This window comes from Nocardioides sp. CCNWLW239, assembly GCF_037137035.1.
Taxonomy (GTDB): Bacteria; Actinomycetota; Actinomycetes; order Propionibacteriales; family Nocardioidaceae; genus Nocardioides.
In genome coordinates this window covers 291,160-315,019 of the sequence record NZ_JBBBNW010000005.1, presented here as the reverse complement: position 1 = coordinate 315,019, position 23,860 = coordinate 291,160, and the positions used below count along the sequence as shown (strand labels likewise).

Annotated in this window: 17 protein-coding genes; 13 read left to right on the top strand and 4 right to left on the bottom strand. The window is 67.1% G+C overall.

Annotation, left to right across the window (positions count from 1 at the left end; genetic code table 11):
• Positions 1–88: 88 nt before the first annotated feature.
• The 5 genes from WBG06_RS20570 to WBG06_RS20550 all read left to right on the top strand — a co-directional run bounded on the left by WBG06_RS20570 (position 89) and on the right by WBG06_RS20550 (position 5,476).
• On the top strand, positions 89–1,612 hold the full coding sequence (locus WBG06_RS20570; RefSeq protein WP_336738824.1) for a hypothetical protein: 1,524 nt from the start codon (positions 89–91) through the stop codon (positions 1,610–1,612).
• Positions 1,609–2,388, top strand: coding sequence for a class I SAM-dependent methyltransferase (locus WBG06_RS20565; protein WP_336738823.1), 780 nt, complete (start codon positions 1,609–1,611; stop codon positions 2,386–2,388). The genes WBG06_RS20570 and WBG06_RS20565 overlap by 4 nt, the downstream gene beginning before the upstream one ends.
• A gap of 29 nt (positions 2,389–2,417) precedes the next feature.
• A complete protein-coding gene (locus WBG06_RS20560) occupies positions 2,418–3,692 on the top strand; it encodes a hypothetical protein (protein ID WP_336738822.1) in 1,275 nt (424 codons plus the stop codon).
• A gap of 19 nt (positions 3,693–3,711) precedes the next feature.
• Positions 3,712–4,602, top strand: a complete 891-nt coding sequence (locus WBG06_RS20555) for a phosphotransferase family protein (protein ID WP_336738821.1) — start codon at positions 3,712–3,714, stop codon at positions 4,600–4,602.
• 151 nt (positions 4,603–4,753) lie between these two features.
• Positions 4,754–5,476 (top strand): TetR/AcrR family transcriptional regulator, encoded by a 723-nt coding sequence (locus WBG06_RS20550; RefSeq protein ID WP_336738820.1) that lies wholly within the window; start codon positions 4,754–4,756, stop codon positions 5,474–5,476.
• A gap of 163 nt (positions 5,477–5,639) precedes the next feature.
• Here WBG06_RS20550 and WBG06_RS20545 read toward each other — a convergent pair whose 3' ends face one another.
• The gene (locus WBG06_RS20545) at positions 5,640–7,547 is read right to left on the bottom strand and encodes an AAA family ATPase (protein ID WP_336738819.1); all 1,908 of its coding nucleotides are present in this window, start codon (positions 7,545–7,547) and stop codon (positions 5,640–5,642) included.
• A 284-nt stretch (positions 7,548–7,831) separates the two neighbouring features.
• Between WBG06_RS20545 and WBG06_RS20540 the strand changes: the two genes are divergently transcribed.
• From WBG06_RS20540 to WBG06_RS20510, 7 genes are all read left to right on the top strand, one after another.
• Positions 7,832–8,365, top strand: coding sequence for a site-specific integrase (locus WBG06_RS20540; RefSeq protein ID WP_336738818.1), 534 nt, complete (start codon positions 7,832–7,834; stop codon positions 8,363–8,365).
• Complete coding sequence (locus WBG06_RS20535) at positions 8,281–8,703, top strand: tyrosine-type recombinase/integrase (RefSeq protein ID WP_336738870.1); 423 nt, start codon at positions 8,281–8,283, stop codon at positions 8,701–8,703. The genes WBG06_RS20540 and WBG06_RS20535 overlap by 85 nt, the downstream gene beginning before the upstream one ends.
• 439 nt (positions 8,704–9,142) lie before the next feature.
• A complete protein-coding gene (locus WBG06_RS20530) occupies positions 9,143–11,248 on the top strand; it encodes an ATP-dependent nuclease (RefSeq protein WP_336738817.1) in 2,106 nt (701 codons plus the stop codon).
• Positions 11,238–13,088: an ATP-dependent helicase gene (locus WBG06_RS20525; RefSeq protein WP_336738816.1), complete on the top strand. Its 1,851-nt coding sequence runs from the start codon at positions 11,238–11,240 to the stop codon at positions 13,086–13,088. Before WBG06_RS20530 ends, WBG06_RS20525 begins: the two co-directional genes overlap by 11 nt.
• A 404-nt stretch (positions 13,089–13,492) precedes the next feature.
• Positions 13,493–16,042 carry an ATP-dependent helicase HrpB gene (gene hrpB, locus WBG06_RS20520; RefSeq protein WP_336738815.1) on the top strand — a complete coding sequence of 850 codons (2,550 nt, stop codon included), beginning with the start codon at positions 13,493–13,495 and terminating at the stop codon, positions 16,040–16,042.
• Between the two features lie 148 nt (positions 16,043–16,190).
• The gene (locus tag WBG06_RS20515) at positions 16,191–17,843 is read left to right on the top strand and encodes a helicase (RefSeq protein WP_336738814.1); all 1,653 of its coding nucleotides are present in this window, start codon (positions 16,191–16,193) and stop codon (positions 17,841–17,843) included.
• Between the two features lie 143 nt (positions 17,844–17,986).
• Complete coding sequence (locus tag WBG06_RS20510) at positions 17,987–18,520, top strand: DUF1990 family protein (protein WP_336738813.1); 534 nt, start codon at positions 17,987–17,989, stop codon at positions 18,518–18,520.
• Between the two features lie 93 nt (positions 18,521–18,613).
• Here the strand turns inward: WBG06_RS20510 and WBG06_RS20505 are convergent, their stop codons facing one another.
• On the bottom strand, positions 18,614–21,442 hold the full coding sequence (locus WBG06_RS20505) for a metallophosphoesterase (RefSeq protein WP_336738812.1): 2,829 nt from the start codon (positions 21,440–21,442) through the stop codon (positions 18,614–18,616).
• Positions 21,443–21,593: 151 nt separating this feature from the next.
• Between WBG06_RS20505 and WBG06_RS20500 the strand changes: the two genes are divergently transcribed.
• Positions 21,594–21,923, top strand: a complete 330-nt coding sequence (locus WBG06_RS20500; RefSeq protein ID WP_336738811.1) for a hypothetical protein — start codon at positions 21,594–21,596, stop codon at positions 21,921–21,923.
• 19 nt (positions 21,924–21,942) lie between these two features.
• On the opposite strand, the gene WBG06_RS20495 is transcribed toward WBG06_RS20500, so the two are convergent.
• Entirely contained in the window at positions 21,943–23,316 is a 1,374-nt protein-coding gene (locus tag WBG06_RS20495) for a pyridine nucleotide-disulfide oxidoreductase (protein WP_336738810.1), read from the bottom strand.
• A gap of 50 nt (positions 23,317–23,366) precedes the next feature.
• A complete protein-coding gene (locus tag WBG06_RS20490; protein ID WP_336738809.1) occupies positions 23,367–23,783 on the bottom strand; it encodes a DUF309 domain-containing protein in 417 nt (138 codons plus the stop codon).
• Positions 23,784–23,860: the final 77 nt, after the last annotated feature.

The window sequence follows — 23,860 nt, the reverse complement described above, 5'->3', positions numbered from 1 at the left end:
GCCAGTAAGGGCGTTGGCCCGCGCAATTCTCGTGGGGCCGGGCCGCATGGTTCCGGCCCCACAGCTACGTCTGACCGAGGGAGTTCTGATGTTGATGTTCGAGATTCATCCGGTCGACATCGGTCGCCGGGACTGGCGTCGAGATGGCGCTGTCTGGACGTGTGGGAGCAGTTGGATCGAGCCCCTGGTCAATCCCGTGCTCGAGTCCGCACTCGATGTCAGCAGGCCGGGCGAGTGCGTCGTCACTGTTCGCGAGCGGGATACCGCCGGCGATACCCGCTTGCGGCTGACCGCGGCCAACATGCGCGCGTGGCCAGGCGACCACGTCACTCTCGAACTCGCTCAAGGTCGGGTGACGGTCCATGCCGGCGTGATGGGGACAGCACCAATTCACATCGCCGCGCGCAACGGCGTCTTTGTCGGGTCATGGAATCTTGCCGAGCTTCGCTCATGGTTCGACGTGGAGTGCCTGAACGGCCCGTCCGTGGTCCGGGCGCTCCTTCGTAATCCCGTTTATTCATCCTCGACGATGTTCGACGGCGTTCACCGGGTCACCGAACGAGCCACGGCGACGATGACCTCCACCGGGATTCAGGTGACCTATCCAGATCCTGCAGACCACATTCTGGCTGCTCGCGATCTGGCTGACACTGTCGATGCGGTCGGGGCGTTCGAGAAGGTACTTACCTACGTGGTCCAAAGGCTGCCGGATCCTGACGGCACGGCGGCCGTCGAACTGTCGGGCGGCGCGGACTCTGCGAACGTCTTGTTGACCGCTGCTGAGCGCTACCGAGTCGTGCGTACGGTCGGGATCGAGGTCGCGGGCCGTGCCGGCCTCGAGCAGCGCTATCGCCGTCGTACGCTCGCTGCGCATGTCGGCGCGGTGGACGAGGTTGTGCATGCGCGCGATCATCTGCCGTTCGATCCGTCGATTCGCAAGCAGCCACACAGCCCTTCGACGGCCTACTACCGGGAAGCCTTCGACGCGATGCGTGACCGGGTCTCTGCCGCCTCCGCGCGCGTCGTGTATCTCGGTCTCGGGGGCGATGAGGTCAACGCCCTGCATCCGGGTGAGCGAGTCACCGACTCACCTACGAACGGGTATGGGCACCTGCCACCTCCGCCGTGGCTCGGCCCGAGATCCTGGGGATCGCTTGGTGACCTCGAAACTGACGCGGCACCGGTATCCGTCGTCCCGCTCCCGACCTTGGATGCCTTTGCGCTCCACAACCCGACGTATCTGGACGCGGGCATCTGGCCGATCGCGCCCCTGGCCCATCCCCTTGTCGGCCGATTCACCGAGCAGCTACCTGCCTCACATCGGCGCGGGAAGAGGATGTTCCGCGAGCGGCTTGCCCGCGCCGGCATGACCCCGCGGGTGACCCATCCAGACGAGCCGGAGAGCTTCCTCGACCTCATGGAGAGCGGAATGCGCACCAACGGGCTCGTCGCGCTGAAGCGGATCCAATCCGAGTCGCTGCTGGCAGAAGGCGGCTGGATCAACCACGCTGGTCTTGTGGACGCCATCGACCGATACGAAGGCACGGGCCAGGCGGACCCCCGCCTCGCCGATCTCGTCACCGTTGAGCTCGGGCTCCGGAGTCTCCAATGAGTCTCAGTGCAAGCGTCGCCTCAGATCAGGCTCGAGCCCTCGCTGCGGGCAACCTCATGTACCGGGACCCAGCCCTCCACGACCACTTCGCCGGCGACGTCGGCGCCCTTGCGGCATTGCTGGATCTTCTGCTCAGCGAATTCGGACCCAGCGGCGCTCAAAGCGTTCTAGACCTGGGTTGCGGCACCGGCGTCCATTCGACTGCTCTGACGAGCTACGAGTACGTCGGCATCGACCTCCAGCCATGGCTCATCGAACACGCCCAAGCCACGTATCCACACGGGCGCTTCGCGGTCGGCGACATCACGCGCTACCGATCCGAGCGCCGCTTCGATGTCCTTCTCTCCCTCGGCAACACCCTTGCCTACCTGCACACCGAGGAGCAGCTCAACGCCGCCTGCGCCACCGTCGCAGCCAGCGCCGCCCCCGGAGCGCTCGTCGTGGTGCACACCCTCGTCTCACCTCCCGCGACCACCCACAGCCAACAAGACGTCTCCGTGCCAGACGGACAGGCGACGGTCAGCATCGACAGCGCTTGGGACACCGAGCGTCAGGTTGCGACCACGACCCGCATCTGGGCCCTGCCCGACGGCGAGGAGGTCACCGACACCTTTGACCGCCGCGTACGCAGCATCGGTGATCTGCAGACAGCGCTGGACAATGCCGGGCTCGACGTGCGGGAAACCTTCGACAGCTACGACCGGCGAGGCGAGCCGGTACAGGGCCCGAGCGCCTACGTCGTTGCTCAAGCGCCAGACGTCGGCGACCATCGTTAGTGCAAAGAACCAGTCCGGGAGGTTGAGCATTGGCAAACGAGCTGCTCCGTCGACGGCGGCAATCCATGCCCTCCCCTTCCGGCTCGCGCGAGCCGATGACACGGCACGAGCTGGCCGAGGCGGTCAACCGTCACATCTGGTCCACCACCGGCACCAAGTCCACGATCGACGCTGAGACGATCGGCAGGTACGAGCGGGGACAGATCCAGTGGCCGGGAGGGACGTACCGACTCGGCCTTCGAGCCGTCCTGGGCGCCGGAACGGACGCCGAACTCGGTTTCAAACCCACCCGCCGAGGTCGAGCAGTCGCATCCCTCTCGCCCCAGACCGCAGAGATCTCATCGAGCCGTCCACACGACAGATTGCTCGACGCGCTCGGACCTACGACACCGACCAGCATCGGGTGGCCCGAGGTCGAGTTCATCCGAGAGACCACACGCGTGATCGCCACCTCGGAGAACCGCTTCGGTGGAGCAGTCGCCGCCGAGATGGCCACAGCCCAACTCCGCATGGCCGTTGGGCTGCTGCAGGCTCGCGCGGCGATCGACGTACGTCGTGCGCTGTTTCAAGCAGTCGGCAATCTCGCCGGCGTCGTCGGGTTCTCCGCCTACGACATGAACAACTACGTTGTCGCTGACCGATGCTACGAACTAGCACTCTGGTGCGCCGACGAAGCCCGCTCGACATCACTTCGAGCAAGCGTCATGGCAGACATGGCACGCAAGACGATCGACTTAGGCCGCCCTCAAGACGGTCTCGCCATCGTCGACGCCGCCAAAGAGCTGTCCGGCGACCTCACTGCCACAGGACAAGCGATGCTCGCCGCCTGGCGCGCACGACTGCTCACCAAGACCGGGCAGTACGCCGACGCACGCAACGAAGTCGCGGTCTCCGACGAGTGGTTCTCCAAACGCGACGTATACGGTGACCCACCGTGGCTCAGCTACTACGACGAAGCTGAGCACCAAGGCTCCATCGGGAGGACACGCCTCCCCCTCGCACAGGCCGGGATCGACGTCGACGACACCATGAAACGGCTCGACGCCGCCGTCTCGCTGCGCGATGCCACCTACGTCCGGTCGCTGACATTCTGCCGGATCCGACTCTCAACGCTTCTGGTATCCATCGGCGAGACCGACCAGGCCACCACGGTCGCACAGGAAGCTCTCGCTGAGTCACCTAGTGTGCGCTCATCGCGAATGCGCGAGGAGTGGGCCGTGCTGGCAGCAGCGGCCGGCACGACCGGATCGTCCGCAGCACGAGACCTCCACCACGCAGCGACCAACGCGGCACGCACCAGATGAACCCGCTAGGAGGGCCACCGTGACAGCACCGACTACTAGTGACAACCTCGGAACGCTGCACCAGGCGGCTTCGCAAGTTGGATTGAACACTGCGGGAGCCTGCCTGTTGAGGGACGGTTCCAACGCCATCTACCTTCTGCCGAACGCAGGGGTGGTGGCCCGCGTCGGCCGCTCCGGAACGGCCGAGGAGGCCGCCCGCCAGATGCAGATCGCTTCGTGGCTGTCTGCCAACGGGATAGACGCGAACATCCCGATCGATGGATTGAGACTCGTCGTTGTCGCCGGGAGGCCCGTGAGCTGGTGGACACCCATCGCGACCCATCGCCACGCAACACCTGCCGAGCTGGGCGCTGTGCTACGCAAGCTCCACGACCTACCAGCGCCGACCACCATCGACCTACCGAACCTCGACATGGTCGGGCATGTCGCTGAGCGCATCGAGTCTGCGAGCGGGATCTCCACCACCGACCGCGTCTGGCTTCAGGACCGACTCGCCAGCCTAGGCGCGGACCTGGCAACCACCGAAGTGCCCCAGACCCGACGTGTCATCCACGGCGACGCTTGGCAAGGCAATCTGGTCGTGCCCGACAGCGGCTCACCGATTCTTCTCGACTTCGACAACGTCTCGATCGGGCACCCAGCGTGGGACCTGATCCCACTCGCCGTCGACCACGAAGACTTCGCCCGCATCGACAGCGACGACTACACCGCCTTCGTCACCGCCTACGGCGGCTACGACATACGCGAAGAGCGCTGGTTCCGAACACTCGCAGACCTACAGGAATTGCGCTGGACCGCCTTCGTCGCAGAAAAGGCAGCGTACAACGCCGACGCGGCGGCGGAGGTCTCTCACCGGCTCGCCTGCCTACGTGGCGAGATCCCCCGACCATGGAAGTGGGCTGCGTTCTGAACGGCGCAGATTGCCCTGACCTGCCCAACTGAGTGCCCTGCCAGCAAGTCCCTCACCGCGCGAGGGTGGTTTCAGGTCCTGGCCGCGTGGCCCCCGAACGCGCCACGTGGCTGGGACCACCAACGACACCCGCCAGTTGAGAGGTTCGTCCATGTCCTTCGCCATCCCCGTCTCCGAGACCTCAAGACGACGCGGCGTCGGGCGGCCACGGCACACCACCGTCGCGTCGACGCTGAGCCCGCGCGACCAGGTTCTCGACGCTGCAGGACGGCTCTTCGTCACCCGTGGGTTCGCCGCCACCTCGACCCGCGAGATCGCTGAGAAGGTCGGCATCCGCCAGGCGTCTCTCTACTACCACTTCGCTGGCAAGGACGAGATTCTCGCTGCTCTGCTCGCACGCACCCTGCGACCCACACTCGACCAGGTCGGCCAGATCTTCACCCTGACCGCCGACGACCCACGACCGACCGCGCTCTATCTGCTGGCGCTCATCGACATCAACACCCTCGCGACGGCACCCCACAACATCGGCTTACTGGCCCGCATCCCCGACGTGATGTCCTCACCCGCCGCCGAAGAGTACGCCGCGTGCCGGCACGACCTGCTCTGCGCCTATCGCGACCTGGCCATCACGGTGATCGATTCGTCGAGGTCGGACGGCTTAGATCCCGATAATCTCGGTGAACTGTTGCTGCAGCTCGTCGAGGCGGTGATCAGCATCCGGGCCAACGGCCGAAACGTAACCACCTCGGTCGCTCGCGCGATCGCCTCATCATGCCTACGCCTCTGCGGCGTAGCTTCCGACGCGCTCCTCGCCGCACAGTCGGTCGCTCAGGACCGACTCAACACGTTCGCCGCGACAAATCGGGTCTGACGTCGCAACTTCCAGACAGCACCGGCCGAGCACGTCAGGTCCGCCCACTATGGCCGCCCCGCAGCGCCCAGATTGACGCGCTCACCCCAGCCACTTCTCGGGCTTTGACTTGTGGCCTGGCCTCGTCGTCACGGACGTGGCGGCACACACCGCGGACCCCGGGTTATCCAGCGAACGCTTTCGTAAGTTTTTCGTGGAGTCGCACCAGAGCCGTCCTTCCCTGAGGACTCAGTTGGCAGTCCTCTCGACGAAGAAGTGCATATGCAACCTCCACCTTGCTAGGCGATTTTACCTTACTTGCTTTGGCCCAGTCGGTGAATGCCTTAGCGATAGGAGTGCCCATCGGTACGTCGGAGGCCATGAATTTCTTTTCTTGCCCCATCCTCACGAGGAACTCGTTGACGGTTGCGAGGTAATCCTGAGGACGAATGAGGTCCTCGACGGCGTGGCCCTTGGGTAACCGGAAGATACGCGCCGCATCCACACCTACTGCCTTGAGCAGCTTCTCGTGATCCTTACCCCCTTGGTCGCCATCCGTCAGATAGGCAACCTTCGCAGCGACCTCCTCGACACGGATGCCTGAGCCATGGGCGTTCGCCAAACCGGGAGCGACCTGGTAGTCCAGGTCATCGATACCTGTTGCTTCACGAATAAGGGACGGGAGTAGGACCATGTCTGATGCGCCTTCGGCGAGTACCGCCGTACGGCACATCGAGAAGGCCGCCGCTCCGGCACCCATCGCAAAGAGTAGCGGCGAGAAGCCTGGTCCTTCTCCTTCCCAGAAGTTGTTCTTGATTACACTCGCATCCGCGTAGTCGGGGTCTCGGACAATGACTCTGATGCCCGTTCCAAGGTCGCCAGGTAGACATCCGGGCGAGTGAGTTGTGTAGAAAACCTGCGTCGTGTCAACGCTCTTGAGAAGAGCGCTCACTAGGTCAGCCTGTGCGTCGTAATGAAGGTGCGTTTCTGCCTCGTCGATAAGCAGGACAGGGGGGACTGCGTGTTCGCCGGCCTCGAGGAAAGCGACCAAAGCGACGAAGACCTTCAAGCCGTCAGACCGCTCGCTGATGCTGGTGACGTCTCCCGTGCCGTGCAGTTCCTTGACGAGCACCTCAAGGCGGCTGCCGTTGACATTGAACCGAACCGCGACTTTGCTTTGGTTCCATGCCTGGCCAAAGATGGCTCCGAGGCGTTGATTTCCGTGCTCGAGCAGGGTTTCTCTCTTGGTGGAGTCGCCCGCAAGAATATGCGCCCACAGCGTGTCGAGGTCAACCTGTGCGAGCGCTAGAAGCCGAGTGACGGCTGGGTGAATCGATGCACGCTGGTCCGGATTGATCTCATATGACGTCTCGAGGAGCCGGTCGTTCTCTCGGAACAAAACAAAAGGAGGCGTGCGTTCGGAAATTGCATTCCAAACGGAGTTCGTGGGGTGATCCGCCTTCACCAGGTCGCTCACCGTCCCGAGAAGGTTGCTCAACTTGGCATCGCGTGGCTGCTTCCTTCTTGTCGGCACCTCCCCCAACCAAGCGATGATCCCGTCGACCGCGCGAAGAGAGGCGTCCGACCACTCGGAGTCGGGGTTGGCGAGGGCAGTTTCGAGGGTGTCGACCCAGTCGTTGACGTCCTCAGCCTCTTCGTCAACTGCTTCTTCGAGTTGTCGCGCCAACCTCACTTTGGCGACTGCTAGCCGCTCCAGAGCCGCCGCGAATACGGCAGATGGACGAGTCGGCCTCGGGATCAATTCGCGAAACCTGTCGCCGTCCGTGTCCCGATACCGCACCAGCGACGTAGGACGGTGATCCATCGGGATACTGGCGAACAGCTTCTGGTCGTCGGCATCCAACTCGTAGAACACCTTCACGACCTTGGTAGTGCCCTCCTCAGGAGGGCGACTGCGGTTGTAGTCGATGGGGGAGATGGCTCCACCGTCGGTGAACCAGGTGAGAGCATCGAGGAGGGTGGTTTTCCCGGCTTCGTTGAATCCGACGAACGCAGTCAGCGGCCCGTCGATGCTCGTTCCCGTGCGTGCCAAGCGGCGGAACCCAGTGATCTCGACTCGGCTTACACGCATGTCCTCATCCTCGCTTTCAATCTCACTCCGACGGTAGCGGTCAGACCCGACGTCTACAGCAACTTGCGCTCGATTCGTTAAGAGACGGCTACCTGCCATAGCGACAACGTGCTGGGCAGTTGTGTCACTCCGCCGCCAGCGGCGCTGATCCCACGCCGCTAGCGTTGATCTGTCCGAGTGCCTCGCCGTGTTGGCGGCGAGCATGGCCAGGCCTCACCGTGGGTCGTCGCATGAGGTGCCGCAAGTCCACTACATCGAAGCCGCTGCCGTTCCAGCCACTATCGATGACGACCGCCGAACTGGCCGCGGTCTCGTTCCTGGCCCGCTACTCCGGCCATACCCACGAGCTCTACTCCTACCAACTGCGCCGCTGGTTGACGTGGTGCCAGACCAACGGGCTGGACCCGCTGACCGGGATCCAACGTGCCCATGTCGAGCTCTACATCCGCAACCTGGGCGAGGCCGGTCTCATGGCGTCCTCGATCAACACGATGATGCACGGGGTCCGCGGTTACTTCCGGTTCGCCCACATCGACGGACTGATCCCGGCCGACCCCGCCGTCTACGCACGGCTGCCCACAGTGCACACGGCCGAGTCCCGAACCCAAGGCCCCGACCGGCTCGAACTGATCCGCTTCCTTCAGGTCGCCCAGACCATCACCGTCCACCACGGTGCCCTGGCTACCTGTTGGGCATCAACGCACTACGTGCCTCCGAAGCGGCAGCGGTCCGAATCGAAGACTACGCCGAGACACTGCGGGGCCACCGCGTGCTGCACCTGGTTGGCAAGGGCGACAAGCCCGCAACCATGCCGCTGACCGTCCCGGTCCTCCGCGTTCTGGAGGCTTGCCGAGGCGAACGGACGACCGGTCGGCTGATCCTGCGGCCGGTGTCGGGCAAGCCGATCGACCGTCGCGATGCCTACCGGATGGTCACCCGGGTCGCTAAGGCCGCGGGGATACCGCGGCACATCAGCCCGCACTCATTACGGCACGCAGCGATCACCAACGCCCTCGACGCAGGTGTCCCGCTCCGCGACGCCCAGATCCTGGCCCGGCACGCCGACCCCAGAACCACCGAACACTACGACCGCGCCCGCGGGAACCTCGACCGCCACGGAGTCCACTTCCTCACCGCCTACATCGCCGGCGCATGACCCCTCAGCACGGGCACGTCAACTTCGCCCAGTAGGGCGCGCGTTGTGTAGAAAGCTCATAGTCCGCTCATTAGCTGCGGCCCGAGGCGCACAGGCGTTCGCCGGCGATCCGCCTTGGGACTCGCAAGCAAGGACGATGACACCCTGCGAACTCGTTAAGTGGAGACGCTGCATGCGTTCAGGGGCCAGCCGCAACGTCGACCGAGGGGCGTCCTTGTGACCAAGTAGCTCGCGGACTCGTCACGGTCTTCCGCTTCAGCCGGTCGGCGAGAGTCCCGATCGTGACGCCATCCAACAGCGAGCCCAAACGCCGCGCTGAGTATCGAGGGGCTGCGCCGTCGTACTGAGGACTGGGTAAATTTCCTAACTCGCGCGTGACAGTGAAGCGACACCGATAACGTTTGCGACAGACGCGCGGATGCCGAGGACAGGAACACAAGTGGCACTTCACATCAGTCGGCTTCGCATCAAGAACTTCCGCAACTTCCGCGACTGTGTCGTAGACCCATTCCCTACTCCCGCCGTGATCGTCGGAGAGAACGGCGTCGGGAAGAGCAACCTTCTCCATGCCCTTCGCCTCGTCCTCGACCCGGATCTCCCCGACTCCGCAAGGTCCCTTCGCTCGGAGGACATCCACGATGGCGCAACCGGACCGTTGGGCCCCGGACTCGCCGGGGGAGCCGACGTCTACGTCGAGGTCGAGCTGAGCGGCTTCGACACCGATCGCGAAGCCGTCGCGGTCCTCTCCGGTGCGCTCATCCACGTTGAGCCACCGATGCGAGCCCGGCTCACCTATAGGTTCGCGCCCCGAGACCTGCTCGCCGTTGACCCTGAAACCGGCGAGCTCAGGTCCACAGCTCTCAACGTCGAGTCCTTCACGCCCGCCGACTACGACTACATGCTCAGTCAGGGCGACACCGACGTCTCGGAGGCCGGTCGACTGCGCAGGTTTGTCAGCTTGCGTGTCCTTCCGGCCCTTCGGAATGCGGAAGGCGATTTGGCCAGATGGAACCGGAGTCCGCTGCGGACGCTTCTCGAGGAACTCGACCTCGACGCCACCCAGCTTGCAGCCGTCGCTGCGGACATCGACAAGGCGGCCGACAAGCTCTCCCAAGAGCCCGAGGTCGACAGTCTGCAAAGGCGACTCTCCGCCCGACTGAAGGCTCTCGTCGGACCTCAACTCCCTGTGGACCCGACCGTCGGTATCACCGCGACCGACCCTGACTCGCTACTTCGCGGACTCCACTTGTTCATTGACGCTGCGCGGACCCGGTCCGTCGCTGACACCAGCCTTGGCGCTGCCAACGTTCTGTACCTAGGAATGTTGATGGAGGCGTTGGCGGTCCAGCGTGCAGCGAGCGCCTTCGTCACGACGATCCTTGCGGTCGAGGAGCCGGAGGCACATCTTCACGTCGCGCTCCAACGACGCCTATTCAGGCATCTGCTTTCCACCGAGCCCGCACTTCTCTTGACAACCCACAGCCCCCACATCGCTGCGGTGGCCCCACTGAACTCACTTCTCCTGCTTCGCCGGTTCGGCAGTCAGACGGTGGCCAGTACGGCTGTCTCAGCCGGCTTGAACGGGATTGAGGCGGCCGACATCAGCCGCTACTTGGACGTCAGTCGAGCTGAACTCCTTTTCGCGAGGTACGTGCTTCTGGTGGAGGGAACCGCAGAGAGCTACCTACTTCCCGCGCTCGCTCAGGCTGCTGGATTTGATCTCGACGAGTTCGGGGTCGTGGTCGTCAACGTTGCCGGAACCGACTTTGCGCCGTATCTGCGTCTCCTAGGCCCCGATGGCCTCGACATCCCAGCGGCAGTCCTCACCGATGGTGACCCCCTTATCGACTCGACGAACAACGTCGAACAAGGAATGAAGCGGGCTGCCCGACTCCTTGACGACGACGCGCGACGCACAGAAGTAGCCGAGGGAGCCAAGGCGCTCGCGGAGCTGACGAAGAGCGCCGACCACGAAGGCGCGGCCGAACTGCGACGCGAGCTTCAGGACCGCTGTGCAGCCGAAGACGTGTTCATCGGTGATCGGACGTTGGAGCTCGATCTGCTTCCTCTGCTCGGTGAGGAACTGGTCACGGCTTTCTCAGAGCTCGCGGGCACTCAGAAGACCGCGAATATGGCGCGGGACCTCGTGGGCCTGCTCACCGACGAAGGCCTGGAGAATCGGCTGAGCGCAGAGACAGATGCGCGGGCTGCGAACGCGACTAAGGAGTCGGCGGCTCGGGCATCCGCCGACATGCGCAGTAACCGTGTTCTCGACCGCATCGAGTCCTTCGGAAAGGGTCGGTTCGCCCAGCGATGGGCCGAGCACATCGCCCAGCTGAACCTTCGCGCGGAAGTCGTGCATCTGCTCGAGCTGTCCGGCGTCGACATCTCCGAAGCGCTCGAAGGTGGGACCGCGACGGTCACCGCCGAACTCCTTACAGCGACCGGGTCTGCCCGTGCGTGTCTGCGCGCGCTGGACTGGGCGAGTCAGTCGGCTCGTGGCATTCCGCTGCTCCCCGCGAAGGGCTTGGTCGATGACGCGTGAGGTACGCGACTCACCTGTGCACCGCGGCATTCCGAGGCAACTCGCCGAAGGCATCGAGAACCTCGACCACCACCAGCGGGCTGCTCTCGCCGCCGATGGCAACCTCGTCATAGTCGCCGGCCCCGGAAGCGGGAAGACCCGCACCGTGGTGGCACGCGCGGCGTACCTCCTGTCCATCCGGATCAGTCCGCTACGGGGTCTGGCGACCATCACCTACACCAACCAGGCCGCTGCAGAGCTCAAGCAAGGCCTCGCCTCGCTTGGGGTGATCGAGACCCGCCGATTGTTCGCCGGAACCCTGCATTCCTTCTGCCTGACGCAGGTGCTTCCCTACGCTCGGCTGGTCGGCGTCGAGCTACCTGCCTTGGATGCGGTCATGACGGCATCGGAGGAGAAGGCTCTTCTAGAACAGGTCGCAGACGACGAGGGAGTCAACTTCTACGCCCTGAAGGACATTTTCACATCACTTCGACGTCGGATCGCAGCCGGCGAAGACGTATCTGCGGAACGCCCGTCAAACGTCGCCGCCGTCCGGCGGTATGAGGCTGAGTGTCGCCGGTCCCAGATCTGGGACTTCGAAGGCATCGTGCTTGCTGCAGTCCGGCTCCTCGACAACCATCCGGACATCGCGTCGGTCGTCCGGGCACGGTTCCCAGTCGTGATGGTGGACGAGTACCAGGACCTGGGCGCTGGCCTGCATCGACTGGTCGAAACTCTTCTCCAAGCAGGTGTCGAGATCACCGCAGTCGGTGATGCGGACCAGAGCATCTACGGGTGGGCCGGAGGCGACCCTGCATACCTCGAGGCCCTTTGCGCTCGCGACGACTTCACGGTCCGCAGACTCGAGACCAACTACCGATGCGGATCCGCCGTTGTCGCGGCTGCTGAGCTGGCGCTGACGCAGCAACGAGGTTGGAAGGCAGACCCGCGGCGAGACGACCCCGGAACCGTCGAGTTCCAGGTCATTCCCGGCCACATCGACGATCAAGCCCGCGCGGCAGCGGCAGCAGTTCTCGACATGCTGGCGGCGGGCGTTGCGCCGCACGAGGTTGCTGTGCTTCTTCGCTATCGCGCACCACTCGGACCTCTCATCGAGCGACTCCTGGTCGAAGAAGGTGTGGCCGTCCGCCCCGAGGGCACGCCGACCGCTCCCTCGACTGAGATGGGCAAGTGGCTCGAAGCAGCCGCGCTCTACGCCGTCCGGATGACTCCTCGCTCTCCGCATGCCGGGGCCCCGCAGGTCGGCGCCGTTGCGTTACTTAGGCGCTTTGATTCGCTCACACGCGCAGCAGGACTGCCTAGAGCTCGAGACCCGTGGGTTAAACGCGTCGTCCGCCTCCACTCAGTTCTCCTGGCAGCGTCCCCCGACCCTTCATCGACCGTGAGTTCGTGGGCCAGCCAACTGGACAATGGCCTCGGCTTGACTGAACTCGCAGTTGCAGTCGGCGACCCCCGTGCTGTTGACGAACTGGGAGCTCTTACATCAGCGCCACCCGAGTTGCTCCTCGCGGATCTGGCAACCGACGTGACCGGCACCGGAAAGGTAGTCTTGGCGACATATCACGGCTCGAAGGGGCGCACCTTCACCGCGGTCGTCCTCCCAGGTCTGACCGAAGGGGTAGTTCCGCCTTGGGGCGGAAAGCCGTGGGCGCCGGTTCCACTGCAAGGCCCTCGGCTGGAGGAGGAGCGCCGAAATTTCTATGTCGCGCTCACTCGGAGTAGAGGCAGCGTTCTGCTGCAGCCGACGTCAACCGGGCAAAACTTTCGTCGCGAAATCACAGACTTTGGTTATTCGAGCTTCGTGGTCGAGCTCGCTGCCTCTCTCGGCGTCACTCTTTGACCGTCGATCCGACCTGAGGGCGCCAGCACGACCCTCGAGTCTGTGTCCCAGGAACGGAAGCTTGCTCGCTGAGCATCGGGCGTGGCCCCGGACTGGGTGCCCCATACCGCCGCCAGTGGGGCGCACCAACTGTGTCGAGGCTTGAGGCGGTGGTGGACGGAAGTGCGAGTGGCCGATGCTGCACCGATCGGCTGGAGCGCTGCGGACACCGGATAGCGACCAACTGCGGACGCGACGAGCCTGAGACACATGGCCCTTTCAGCACTGCTTCCCACATCCACCAGTCCCAGATCGTCACCTCCGATGCGATGCGTCGGACGATGGGCTCGTCTCGGGCGTTGTCGTGGTGACAGCCCTCGGCGCCCACGCGACACCGGCCGAGGCACGTCAGGCACACTGCAGGTGTGTCCGACGCTCTGCGCAATCTGCTCGCCGCGCCGCCCGATCTCCCGGTCACCGCCGGCTTGGCCGCTCTTGACCAGGCGCTTCGTGCCCGCGGAGTCGCGGTGGTCCACGCACCGCCGGGCACCGGCAAGACGACCTTGGTCCCGCCCGCGGTCGCCGAGGTCGTCGCCGGACGGGTCGTCGTCACGCAGCCCAGCCGCATCGCAGCCCGTGCTGCTGCCCGTCGGCTGGCGCACCTGCTGGGCGAACCGGTTGGCGAGACGGTCGGATACTCCGTGCGCGGAGACCGGCGCACCAGTCGGCGTACCCGTGTCGAGGTCGTCACGACCGGCCTGCTGCTCCGGCGGATCCAGCACGATCCCGAGCTGGTCGGCGTCGGGGCCGTCGTGCTCGACGAAGTGCACGAGCGCCACCTCGACGCCGACCTGACCTTGGCGCTGCTCATCGACATCCGGGCCCACCTGCGTGAGGACCTGTCCCTGGTGGCGATGTCGGCCACCATCGAGGCCGAACGGACCGCCGCCCTGCTCGGTGGGGTCGACACCGCTCCGGTGATCCGCGTCCCGGGTGCTCTGCACCCAGTCCTTGCGGTCTGGTGCCCGCTGCCTGCGGGGGTGCGCCGCACCGACGACCGGGGCATCACCCCGGCCTTCCACGACCATGTCGCCGCGACCGTACGTCGTGCGCTCGCCGAGCACGAGGGTGACGTCCTGGTCTTCGTGCCGGGCGTCGCGGAGGTCGAGGCGACCGTACGCCGCCTTGCCGGCGTGGACGCGGACGTGCACGCCCTGCACGGACGTCTGTCCGGCGCCGAGCAGGATCGGGCGCTCAGCGAGGGTCCGCGTCGACGAGTGATCGTCTCGACCGCGGTCGCCGAGTCCTCGCTGACGGTCCCTGGGGTACGTGTCGTGGTGGATGCCGGATTCTCGCGCGAGCCACGCACCGACCACCGTCGCGGACTGGCTTCTCTGGTCACCGTCGCGGTGAGCCGGGCAGCGGCCGAGCAGCGGGCGGGTCGGGCCGGACGGCTGGGGCCGGGCGCCGTGCTGCGTTGTTGGTCCGAGGCGGAGCACGCGCATCTGGCCGCTCACCCGGAGCCCGAGATCGCGACCGCGGACCTGACGGCCTTCGCCCTGGAGGTGGCGTGCTGGGGCAGTGACGACGTTCACGACCTGGCGCTGCTCGACCAGCCACCCGCGCATGCGATGTCGGCAGCCAAGGAGGTGCTGGTGGATCTGGGGGCGATGACCGAGGACGGGAGAGCCACCTCGCGGGGCCGGGTGATCGCCGGCGTACCGGCCGATCCCAGGCTGGCGCGTGCCCTCATCGACGGGGCTGGTCTCGTCGGGGCCAGGCGGGCCGCAGAGGTGGTCGCGATGTTGAGCGAGGACGTGCGCGCTCCCGGCGGGGACCTGGTTGCCGCGCTCCGGTCACTGCGCGCCGGACAGGGGGCAGGCTCGTGGCGCAGCCAGGCCACCCGGTTGGAGAAGATCGTCGAGAAGCAGGGCCCCGCCGGCGTACGGAGCGGGGCGTCGGACCATTCCCAAGCAGCCCGAGCACTCACCGATGACGTGGCGGTGGGACTGGTGGTGGCCCTGGCGCACCCGGACCGGATTGCGCGCAAGCGTTCGAGTTCCTCGAGCTACCTGATGGCGTCCGGGACGGGCGCGGCGCTCGATCCGCGTGCTTCAGGACCGTTGGGCGGACTGGAGTGGCTCGCGGTCGGAGACGCGGAGCGGCGGCCCGGGCAACGTGAAGCCCGGATCCGAGCTGCGGCCCCGCTCACCGAGGACCTCGCGCTGGAGGCGGCGCCGTCCCTGTGGACCGAGGTGGACGAGGTCACCTGGACCGACGGGCGGGTGCTGGCTCGCCGACGTACGCTGCTGGGCGCGATCGAGCTCCGTTCCGTCCCGCTCAGCGATCCACCGGCCGACGCCGTGACCGACGCGATCCGAGAGGCGGTGGCGAGGGAGGGAATCGCCCTCCTCACCTGGTCGGAGGCGGCCACGGCGCTGCGCGCCCGCCTCGACTTCCTGCACCGTGCACTCGGTGACCCGTGGCCCGATGTGAGCGACGCGGCACTGACGCAGAACCTCCAGTCGTGGCTCGGGCCCCAGCTGGCGCGGGTTCGCTCGGCCCAGGATCTTCGTCGCGTCGACGTCGCTGCCGCGCTGCGGGCGATGGTGCCGTGGCCGCAGGCAGGCAGGCTCGACGATCTGGCTCCCGAGCGAGTGCAGGTCCCCAGCGGGTCGAGCGTGCGGATCGACTACTCCGCCGAACAACCGGTGCTCGCTGTGCGAATCCAAGAGGTCTTCGGCTGGACCGCAGCGCCGGTCCTCGCGGACGGCCAGGTCCCGCTCCTGCTGCATCTGCTCTCCCCCGCGCGACGCCCAGCAGCCGTCACGGCAGACCTGGAGTCCTTCTGGGACAACGGCTACCCCGGCGTTCGTGCTGATTTGCGCGGGCGCTATCCCAAGCACGCCTGGCCGGAGGATCCCCGCAGCGCACCAGCCACCGCGCGTACGAACAATCCCCGCCGCCGAAGGTGAGCGGCGCGCCCCGCCCATCGATAGGAGCTGGCGCATCCAGCTCGCCGACAGGCGATAGCGTCTTGGGGTGGCCAGTTCTCGCCGATCCAGTGCTCGTCGCCGCGGCGGGCGTCCGCGCCGGGGCGGGACGCGACAACCGAAACGGCCGTTGCCGGCCGTCGGCCCGGGCGAGCGGCTGTGGGTGCTCGACGTCCCCTACGGCACCCAGGTCGACGGCGCCACGTGGCACCCGGGAGTCAAGACCCACCTGTACGTCGGGCACGCTGTGCCGGCGCACCTCGCGCCCTACGCTCCGGGTCCGTACACCCTCGGCCGGTTCATCGAGAGCACCCTCAATCCCGACCTTCCGACACAGAGCCTCGATGCGACGGACGCGCTCGAGCCGCGGCAGATCCAGTACGAAGCTGCTGACGCCATCGCGGCGCGTGCTGCGGCAGGCGGACGGCTGTTCCTGCTGGCCGACGAGCCTGGCGTGGGCAAGACGATCTCCGCGGTCCTCGGGGCGACAGCGGTGGGCGACCTCCGCGGTGCGCGACGGGTGCTGGTCGTGGCCGACCGCCCTGCCGCGATCACGATCGGCCACTGGTGCCGCACGATCGCGGCGCTGGGCGACGGCGGTCTCGAATGGGTCGTGATCACCTGGGACCGCCTGGAGAAGGTCAAGGATCACGCGTGGGACGTGATCATCGCGGACGAGGCCCACGCGCTGCGACGTACGACGACGAAGCGATGGAAGCTCTGGGCGCGGATCTCGGGCCACGGGCGGCCGCACGACAAGGCCCCCTTCGTCATCGCCACGACCGCGACGCCCGGACACACGCCGCTCGACCTGCCCTATCTCGCCCCGGCCTATGCGCAGGTCCTCGGCGAGCCGATGCAGGAGTGGACCTCGGCGACCCAGCCCGGCGCCACGTTCGCCACCGCGCTCGAGCGCAACGGGATCGGGGTCGAGCGGGGACGCTACGGCGCAACCTGGACCGCCGACCCGGCGCGACGCGCCGCCGACCTCAAGCTGGTACGCGGCTGGCTCGAGGACGAGCGACCGCCCGCGATGCTGCACCGCGCGGCACCCTGGGGACCAGTGCCGATCTCCGGCATGCCGGTGGCACTCACGCCGTCGGAACGGACGGCGTACGAGGCCGAATGGGGAGAGTTCTGCCGCGAGATGGACATCGCCCGGCGTGGCCGCAATGTCGCAAAGGGGCGGGCAGCGCTCCTGCGCTTCCGCCAGAAGGCCGGGCTGATCCGCGTCGACTCCACGGTCGCCTGGATCGCCCAGCAGGTCGAGGCCGAGCGACAGGTGGCGTGCTCGGTCGAGTTCGTCGCGACCGCCGCCGACCCGATCGCCGACCGGCTGCGTGACTCCGGCCTCGAGGTCGCCACGATCTACGGCCGCGACCGGTTCGACGCAGAGGCCGAGCGGCTCCGGTTCCAGACCGGGCAGGCGAAGGTCTGCGTCTTCACCACGGTCGCCTCGATCAGCCTGCACGCCCGCGAAACCCTCGCCGACGGTCGCCGGGCCAGCAGCGAGCCGCGGGTCGGCGTCTTCCACCAGGCCCGCTTCTCAGGTATCGCGGGACGGCAGGTGACCGGCCGCACCCACCGCGACCACCAGCTCTCGCCGTGGCACATCGCGTACGCCGAGGGCACCGTCGAGGAGCAGGTCGGCAGGGTGATGGTCGAGCGGATCGCTGCGGCCTCTGCCACAGTGGGAAGCGACATCACCGGCCTCACCGCCCTCGCCCACCTCCTCGGCGCCGACTGGCTTCCCTCCACCGCCCTGACCGAGGTCGACGCCTGACCTCTCAGTTCATGCAAGGCACACCGGCACCGTGGAGAGACCCAGGCAGAGGTGGTGCGGCATTCCGCCGCCTGTGCGACCGGATCAGCGCAGCGATGGTGTGCTGGGCCGCGCGGTTCTATTCGATCAGCAAGGATGCCGACATGGACGTGCAAGAGCTTTCAGAAGACGAAGCCGCCAAGCTGCGTTCAGCTGCCCACACCTACGAAGAAGTCGGGAGCACCGCGATCGGGCCGGTCGCCGGCTTCAGCTGGTTCGAACGCTCGGTCGTCTTGCAGCGCCGAGACTTCGATCGAGCCGCTCAGGACCTGCAGTCGTGGCAGGTGCAGGCGCGGTCGGGTCTGCGCGTGTCTGCATCCCACACTCCGCTTCAACCCGCCACGGTCGTGCTCATGCGGCTCGGACCGGGTCCGCTGTCGCTGCGCATCCCATGCCGGGTTGTCTACCTCATCGACGATCCCGATCTCAGGGGCTTCGCCTACGGCACTCTCCCGGGCCACCCGGAGGCGGGAGAGGAGCGCTTCGCGCTACGCCGTCACGCCAGCGGCAGCCTCGAACTGACTGTTTCCGCCTTTTCGCGACCTGCATCGAACCTGGCCAAGCTCGGCGGACCGATCAGCCGTGCGGTCCAAGACGCCATGACCGCGAGGTACCTGCGCGCGCTCGACATGCCCTGATGGCCGTCCGACACCCGTCGTTCCGCGCGCTGGGCAGATGCCTCACTCGCCGCCTACGACCAACTGACGAGGTTCGCGAGCGGCCAGGAGCAATCAATCCTGTACGCCGACAGCACCCGTGAGACTGATCCTCGCCACCTCTTCGATCTCAACCGCCTGATCGCCACGGACCCGGTGGATCTTGACCACGGCCTCGGTGGGTGAGGTCTCGAACTCGAGGAAGTGCTTGAAGAACGGTGGCTCGTCGAGCGAGTAGATCTCGGAGACGAACTTCTGGATCGGCCCGAAGGGCGGGTTGAGCCCGGGGAAGGCGATCTGCGCGCGGCGTCTGGTCCGCCGTCCGACGCCGTCGACTGAGGCGGCTTGGCCGCCCATCTGCTCCTGCTCGGCTTCGATGATGGCGGTCGCGTCGGCCTCGCTGATGAAGTCGTAGGGCGTCGAGACGCCCGGACGGTAGCGAGGGCGCACCCAGGCTCCAGGGTCCGCGATCAGCGAGTAGGCGCCGAGGAAGACCAGGTGGGCGAGGAGGACCGCGGCGCCGATCGCCACCGCTGCGAAGAGAGCAGCGACGACCGCCACGCCCGGCCACCACGTCCGGAGCTCGTTCGCGAACCGGCCGAGCTCCGAGAAGCCCGGTAGGTCGAACAGGGACGGCACCGCAGCCCCGAACAGCAGGACGCCGACGGCGAGGATGACGAGGACCACCAGCAGTGTGTACAGACGCGCGTGCTCGCGTCGCACCCAGTCGACGACCAGCATGCCGATCGCGGTCACCGTGATCAGCGCCGGTAGGGCGAAGGCGGCCCGCATCCACCCCGAGTCGACGGCGTCGGCGATCCACCACCAGAGCGCCAGCGTCACAGGCGCCGTGAGGAACACGAGGGGCCGGACGACCCGGCGCCAGCGGAGCCACGCCTGCGCCCGGCGTACGGGATCGTTGCGCAGGTGGCGGGTGAGGAGGTCCGGAGTCAGGAGCGCCGCGAGCACCACCACCGCGATCGCCGCCAGCGGCACGAGTCCGAGCAGGCCGCTGAAGAACATCAGGGTCAAGCCCTCGCCGCTCATCACGCGCAGCATCTCGCCCGACACCACGGCCGCCTGCGCGAGCACGGCCCACACCACCGAGCGCTTCAGCCAGCGCGCCGCCCTCGCGCCGCTCACGGTCGTGACGATCCGCGTCCGCCAACCGACGATCCCCACGACGGCGTAGACGCCGACCGCGGCGAACAACCACCACGACACCGTACGTCCACCCGAACCGAGCTGATCCACACCCCAGGGCGCCAGAGCCAGGGCCACGAGAGCCGCCAGCACGCACGCGAACGCGACGTGATGCCACCAGGGAACGTGCTCGACGGGGTTCCACCATCTCGACCAGCGCACGCACCAGGCGTTGAGGCAGATCCACAGGGTGCCCCACCCGAACAGCATCAGCAGCGCTCCTGCCGCATCAGGCAGGTAGTGATGGAGGAACAGCGTCGCCAACACCCCCAGGACCAGCGCTTCGAGGCGCAGGAGCAGGCGGCGTCCGAAGAGACTTCGTCCGGGACGCTGCGGCATCACGTGCAGCAGCATCAGCACGGTCATCGCCGCGATGGCCGCGCCACCGGCACCGGCCAGCCACTGGCCCAGGACCACGCCCGCTCCGAACAGCACGACGGTCAGCAGCAGCCGCCAGATGCTGGGGACCAGCTGTTGGGCGAAGTACGCCAGGGACTCGGCCGACCGCGGGAAGAGCCTGGTCGGCCGGAACCGCAGATCGCTACGCGCATCCGAGACGGCCGTCCGGATCGGATGGGTTGCGTGGGTGTAGGCGCCGCCACCACCACTGACGATGTGCCACAGGCCGGCGCGCGAGCTCTTCTCATCCCGCGGGTCGTAGAGCTGGAAGTTGTGCGTGTCCCCTCCCACGGTCGCCACGTAGCGACGCTCCTCGTCGGTGACGAGGTCGTAGACGGTCTCATCGGGTCGTCCGGCCACCGCGCACTTGCGGAGCTCACCGTTGACGAGCAGCGGCTTGCCGGTCATCAGGATCTTCGGCCGCTCGCCGCTCAGCGAGCTCAGCCACTCGAACTGCGGGCCGTCGATGGTCCCGTCGATGCCGGTGTCGATGCACACCAGATCCACGTGCTCGGTCTCGATGACGAAGTACGGCGCCGGCTGGAGCTCGGACTCCCGTGCCGGCCCGCCGCCCTCGGCCGGCTCGCCCCAACGCGCCGGCACGGCGTTGCCGTCCGGCTCGCTCGGCGTACGCCACATGACCCGGCCGAAGCGGTCCCGGAGCAGCTGCCAAGGTCCGAGCCTGACGCCGAACGACGGCGCCAGGAGCTCGCTGGGCCAGGTCGGCGGTGCGTCGGCCGCGTACAGGAACTGGTGGGCGAAGCCGTAGAGGCCGTCGTACCAGTCGTGGTTGCCCGGCATCGCGTAGACCGGGACGGTCTCGGGAAGCGCGAACTCGTCCCGTACGTCGGCGGGCGCCTTCAGTCCCGGCACCCGGTTCGACCGGTACGGCTTGTAGAAGCCGTCCACGTAGTCGTTGACGTTGCCGGAAGGGTAGATCACGTCGCTCAGGACGAGCACGAAGCTCTGCCCTCCCCCGTCCACGCACTCACCCGCGGCTCGCGCCAGGGCGGGCGCGACGACGTACTGTGAAGGGTCCTGCTCGCCCGTGTCGCCGATGACCAGGAACCTCGACACCTCGGGGGCGGCGATCGTCAGCGGCACGTCCCGCTTCGTCCAGTGCGTACGCAGGTTCTCGACGAGTCCGTGCGTGCCGCGCCCCAGGATGTCGTTGACCGAGTCGATGAGGCTGCGTGCGGTGATCCAGGAGAGGCTGTCCCACTTGGTCGGGTCGTGCTGCAGATAGGCCTTCGTACGTTCCCAGTCCCTGGTCCCGGTCCTGGAGCCATCGGCCTGGGTCATCGACATCCTCTCCGCCAACCGCATGAAACAGATCTAGACAGAGTCCCACGCGGCGCGTCGGTCCGGCGCGGGACTCCCCCAGATTGGCGTATGACAACGCGCAGATGCCGTCTGATGATGAAACTGCAAGCTCAACGGAAGGAGCAAGGTCATGAAGCTGTTGATGAAGAGCTGTGCCGTCGCGGCAGGGCTCGTGCTGGCCGGAGCCGGAGCCGCGAGCGCCGGCGAGGTGAACGGAAACGGCGACGACATCCCGGCACCCGACCGCGCCTCCTCGGAGTGCGTGTTCTCGGGCCAGGACACCGCGGACGCCATCGAGGGGAACCCGCCGGGCTTCGATGACGACGCGCTGGGCGAGCGTGGCAACCAGAGCCCTGGCGGCACCGACCGCTACCACGGGGTGCAGAGCTACGGCGTCTACGTGCGCGCAGGGCTCAAGGCGTTCGTACCGTCGCCCGGCGTCGCCTGCAGGGGCCACTGAGAGGTCCTGGACCCTCGGCTCAGATCATTCCGGCCAGCTGCGTCAGCTGGGCGATGCCGGGCTTGGTGTGTCGCGCCAACCGCTCCCGGGCATCGTCCAGTGCGGCTGATCCGGGATACCCGGGCGGGATCCGGGCCGGGTTGAGCGGAACCCCGTCCGACCATGCCTTGATGTCCGGCTCGGAGGAGAACGACATGGCGGCCCTGGTGCCCAGGACGGTCATCCGCGCCCACGACGCCATCGTGTTGCCGAGAGGACTCGGCGGGCAGAGCCGGTTCTTCTCGGCGTCTGAGTCGCGGGTCGCCTCCACGTAGCCCGCGATGGCGGCGCCGAAGCACGGGAAGCCGGCCCGGATCGGCTGCAGCGTGATCGCCTCGGGACCCCAGACCGGGACCAGGGGCGGATACTTCAGGCCGTCGGCGGCGCAGTGCACCACCAGCGCGTCGGAGGAGACAGAGACGGACCCGTCGGCGAAGGCGAGGGATCCGCGGTCGACGTGCTGGATGTGGCCACGGCGTACGACGTTCTCGAGCGTACGCAGCTGCTCGAGCTCCCACGTCGCCAGCGTCGGCGCCTTGGCCATCGTCGGCATGACGGTGCGGTCGATGCGGAGCATGATGCCGGCGTCCTCGAGGCGACAGAACAGATCCTCGGGCGAGGTCGACCGCTCCGCCGCCGCCATCGTGTCGGCCGCCATGCCGAGGAAGATCGCGGGGTCGGGCTGGACGACGGCCCGGTTGAGCATCCACGGGTCACGCGGGCGCACCCAGCAGATCGCGTCGGGGTCGACGCCGCGCGAGAGCAGCCAGATGCAGGCGTCGGTCGCGGTCTTGCCGGAGCCGACGACGACGTACTGGCTCGGCGCGTCCTCGAGCCGCGCGAGCTCGTTGACCGGCAGCACCCGCGCGTCGTCCGCGACGCCGAACGGCGGCGGCTTCTCGGCGGGGATGCTGGGGGCGAGATAGCGGGCATCGACGACCCGCGCCCCAGGCATCTCCACGCGCTCCCCCGAGATGTGCGAGACGACCGCGTTGCCACCGACGTACTCGCTGTTCGGGAAGAGCTCGACCTTCCCGGACTCCACCATCCGGTCGAGCACCCGCGCGTAGTAGGCACAGATCTCCGCCTGCGTCGCCCGCTCCTGAAGACCTTTCTCCGGGCCGTGCTCCTGCAGCTGCCCGCCGCCGAGCAGGGTCGAGGCGACGCCGTAGAAGGCCGAGGCCTGATGCAGACGTACGAACGGGTACGCCTTCAGCCAGTGTCCGCCGACACCATGGCGACGGTCGACCAGGGCCACCCGCACGTCGGCATGCTCGATCACCGTGTCGGTGAACGCCATCCCCATGGCGCCGGCCCCCACCACCAGGTAGTCGACCTCGACCGTGCGACTCATGCGTCCACCAAAGCACGCCGCCGACCTTCGCGGTCAATAGACAGATGGGGCTATACCCGGTCTCGGGCACAGGCGATCAACGCACCGAGGTCGAGACCATACGTCGGCCCCTCCCCCTGCTCGTACGCCTCCAACCGCCGCGCCGCGCGCTCGATGAGCCGGGAGGCGCCGACGGCGTTGCCGCGCTCGTGGTGGGTCAGGCCGACACACAGCTGGGCCAGGCCCTGCCACAGCTCGCGCTCCTCCTCTGGGCACGACTTCCATCGCACCTCGAGCGCCTCATGAGCCGCGAACGGGCGGCCGGCGTCGAGGAGCTCGCGGGCGTACGTCAGCGTCTCCTCGGGCGGGAGCGGCTCCTCGGAGATCGGCTCGACGCCGACCTCGCCGTAGGGCAGCGGGCGTCCCAGCGCGTCGCGCGGGCGTGCCTGCTGCGCCCGCCCCTGCTCGTTTCGATCGCGATCGACCACGTCAGCCTCCTCGAGACCCACCCTACGGACCTGCTGAGATATCCGATTGCGCGGGACGGCCGGGCCGGTGACGCTCA

Bases quoted from the DNA above. Each gene is read 5' to 3' on its own strand.
- WBG06_RS20570 (WP_336738824.1), top strand. From the start codon at position 89: ATGTTGATGTTCGAGATTCATCCGGTCGACATCGGTCGCCGGGACTGG.
- WBG06_RS20565 (WP_336738823.1), top strand. From the start codon at position 1,609: ATGAGTCTCAGTGCAAGCGTCGCCTCAGATCAGGCTCGAGCCCTCGCT.
- WBG06_RS20550 (WP_336738820.1), top strand. From the start codon at position 4,754: ATGTCCTTCGCCATCCCCGTCTCCGAGACCTCAAGACGACGCGGCGTC.
- WBG06_RS20545 (WP_336738819.1), bottom strand. From the start codon at position 7,547: ATGCGTGTAAGCCGAGTCGAGATCACTGGGTTCCGCCGCTTGGCACGC.
- WBG06_RS20540 (WP_336738818.1), top strand. From the start codon at position 7,832: ATGACGACCGCCGAACTGGCCGCGGTCTCGTTCCTGGCCCGCTACTCC.
- WBG06_RS20525 (WP_336738816.1), top strand. From the start codon at position 11,238: ATGACGCGTGAGGTACGCGACTCACCTGTGCACCGCGGCATTCCGAGG.
- WBG06_RS20510 (WP_336738813.1), top strand. From the start codon at position 17,987: ATGGACGTGCAAGAGCTTTCAGAAGACGAAGCCGCCAAGCTGCGTTCA.
- WBG06_RS20505 (WP_336738812.1), bottom strand. From the start codon at position 21,442: ATGACCCAGGCCGATGGCTCCAGGACCGGGACCAGGGACTGGGAACGT.
- WBG06_RS20500 (WP_336738811.1), top strand. From the start codon at position 21,594: ATGAAGCTGTTGATGAAGAGCTGTGCCGTCGCGGCAGGGCTCGTGCTG.
- WBG06_RS20495 (WP_336738810.1), bottom strand. From the start codon at position 23,316: ATGAGTCGCACGGTCGAGGTCGACTACCTGGTGGTGGGGGCCGGCGCC.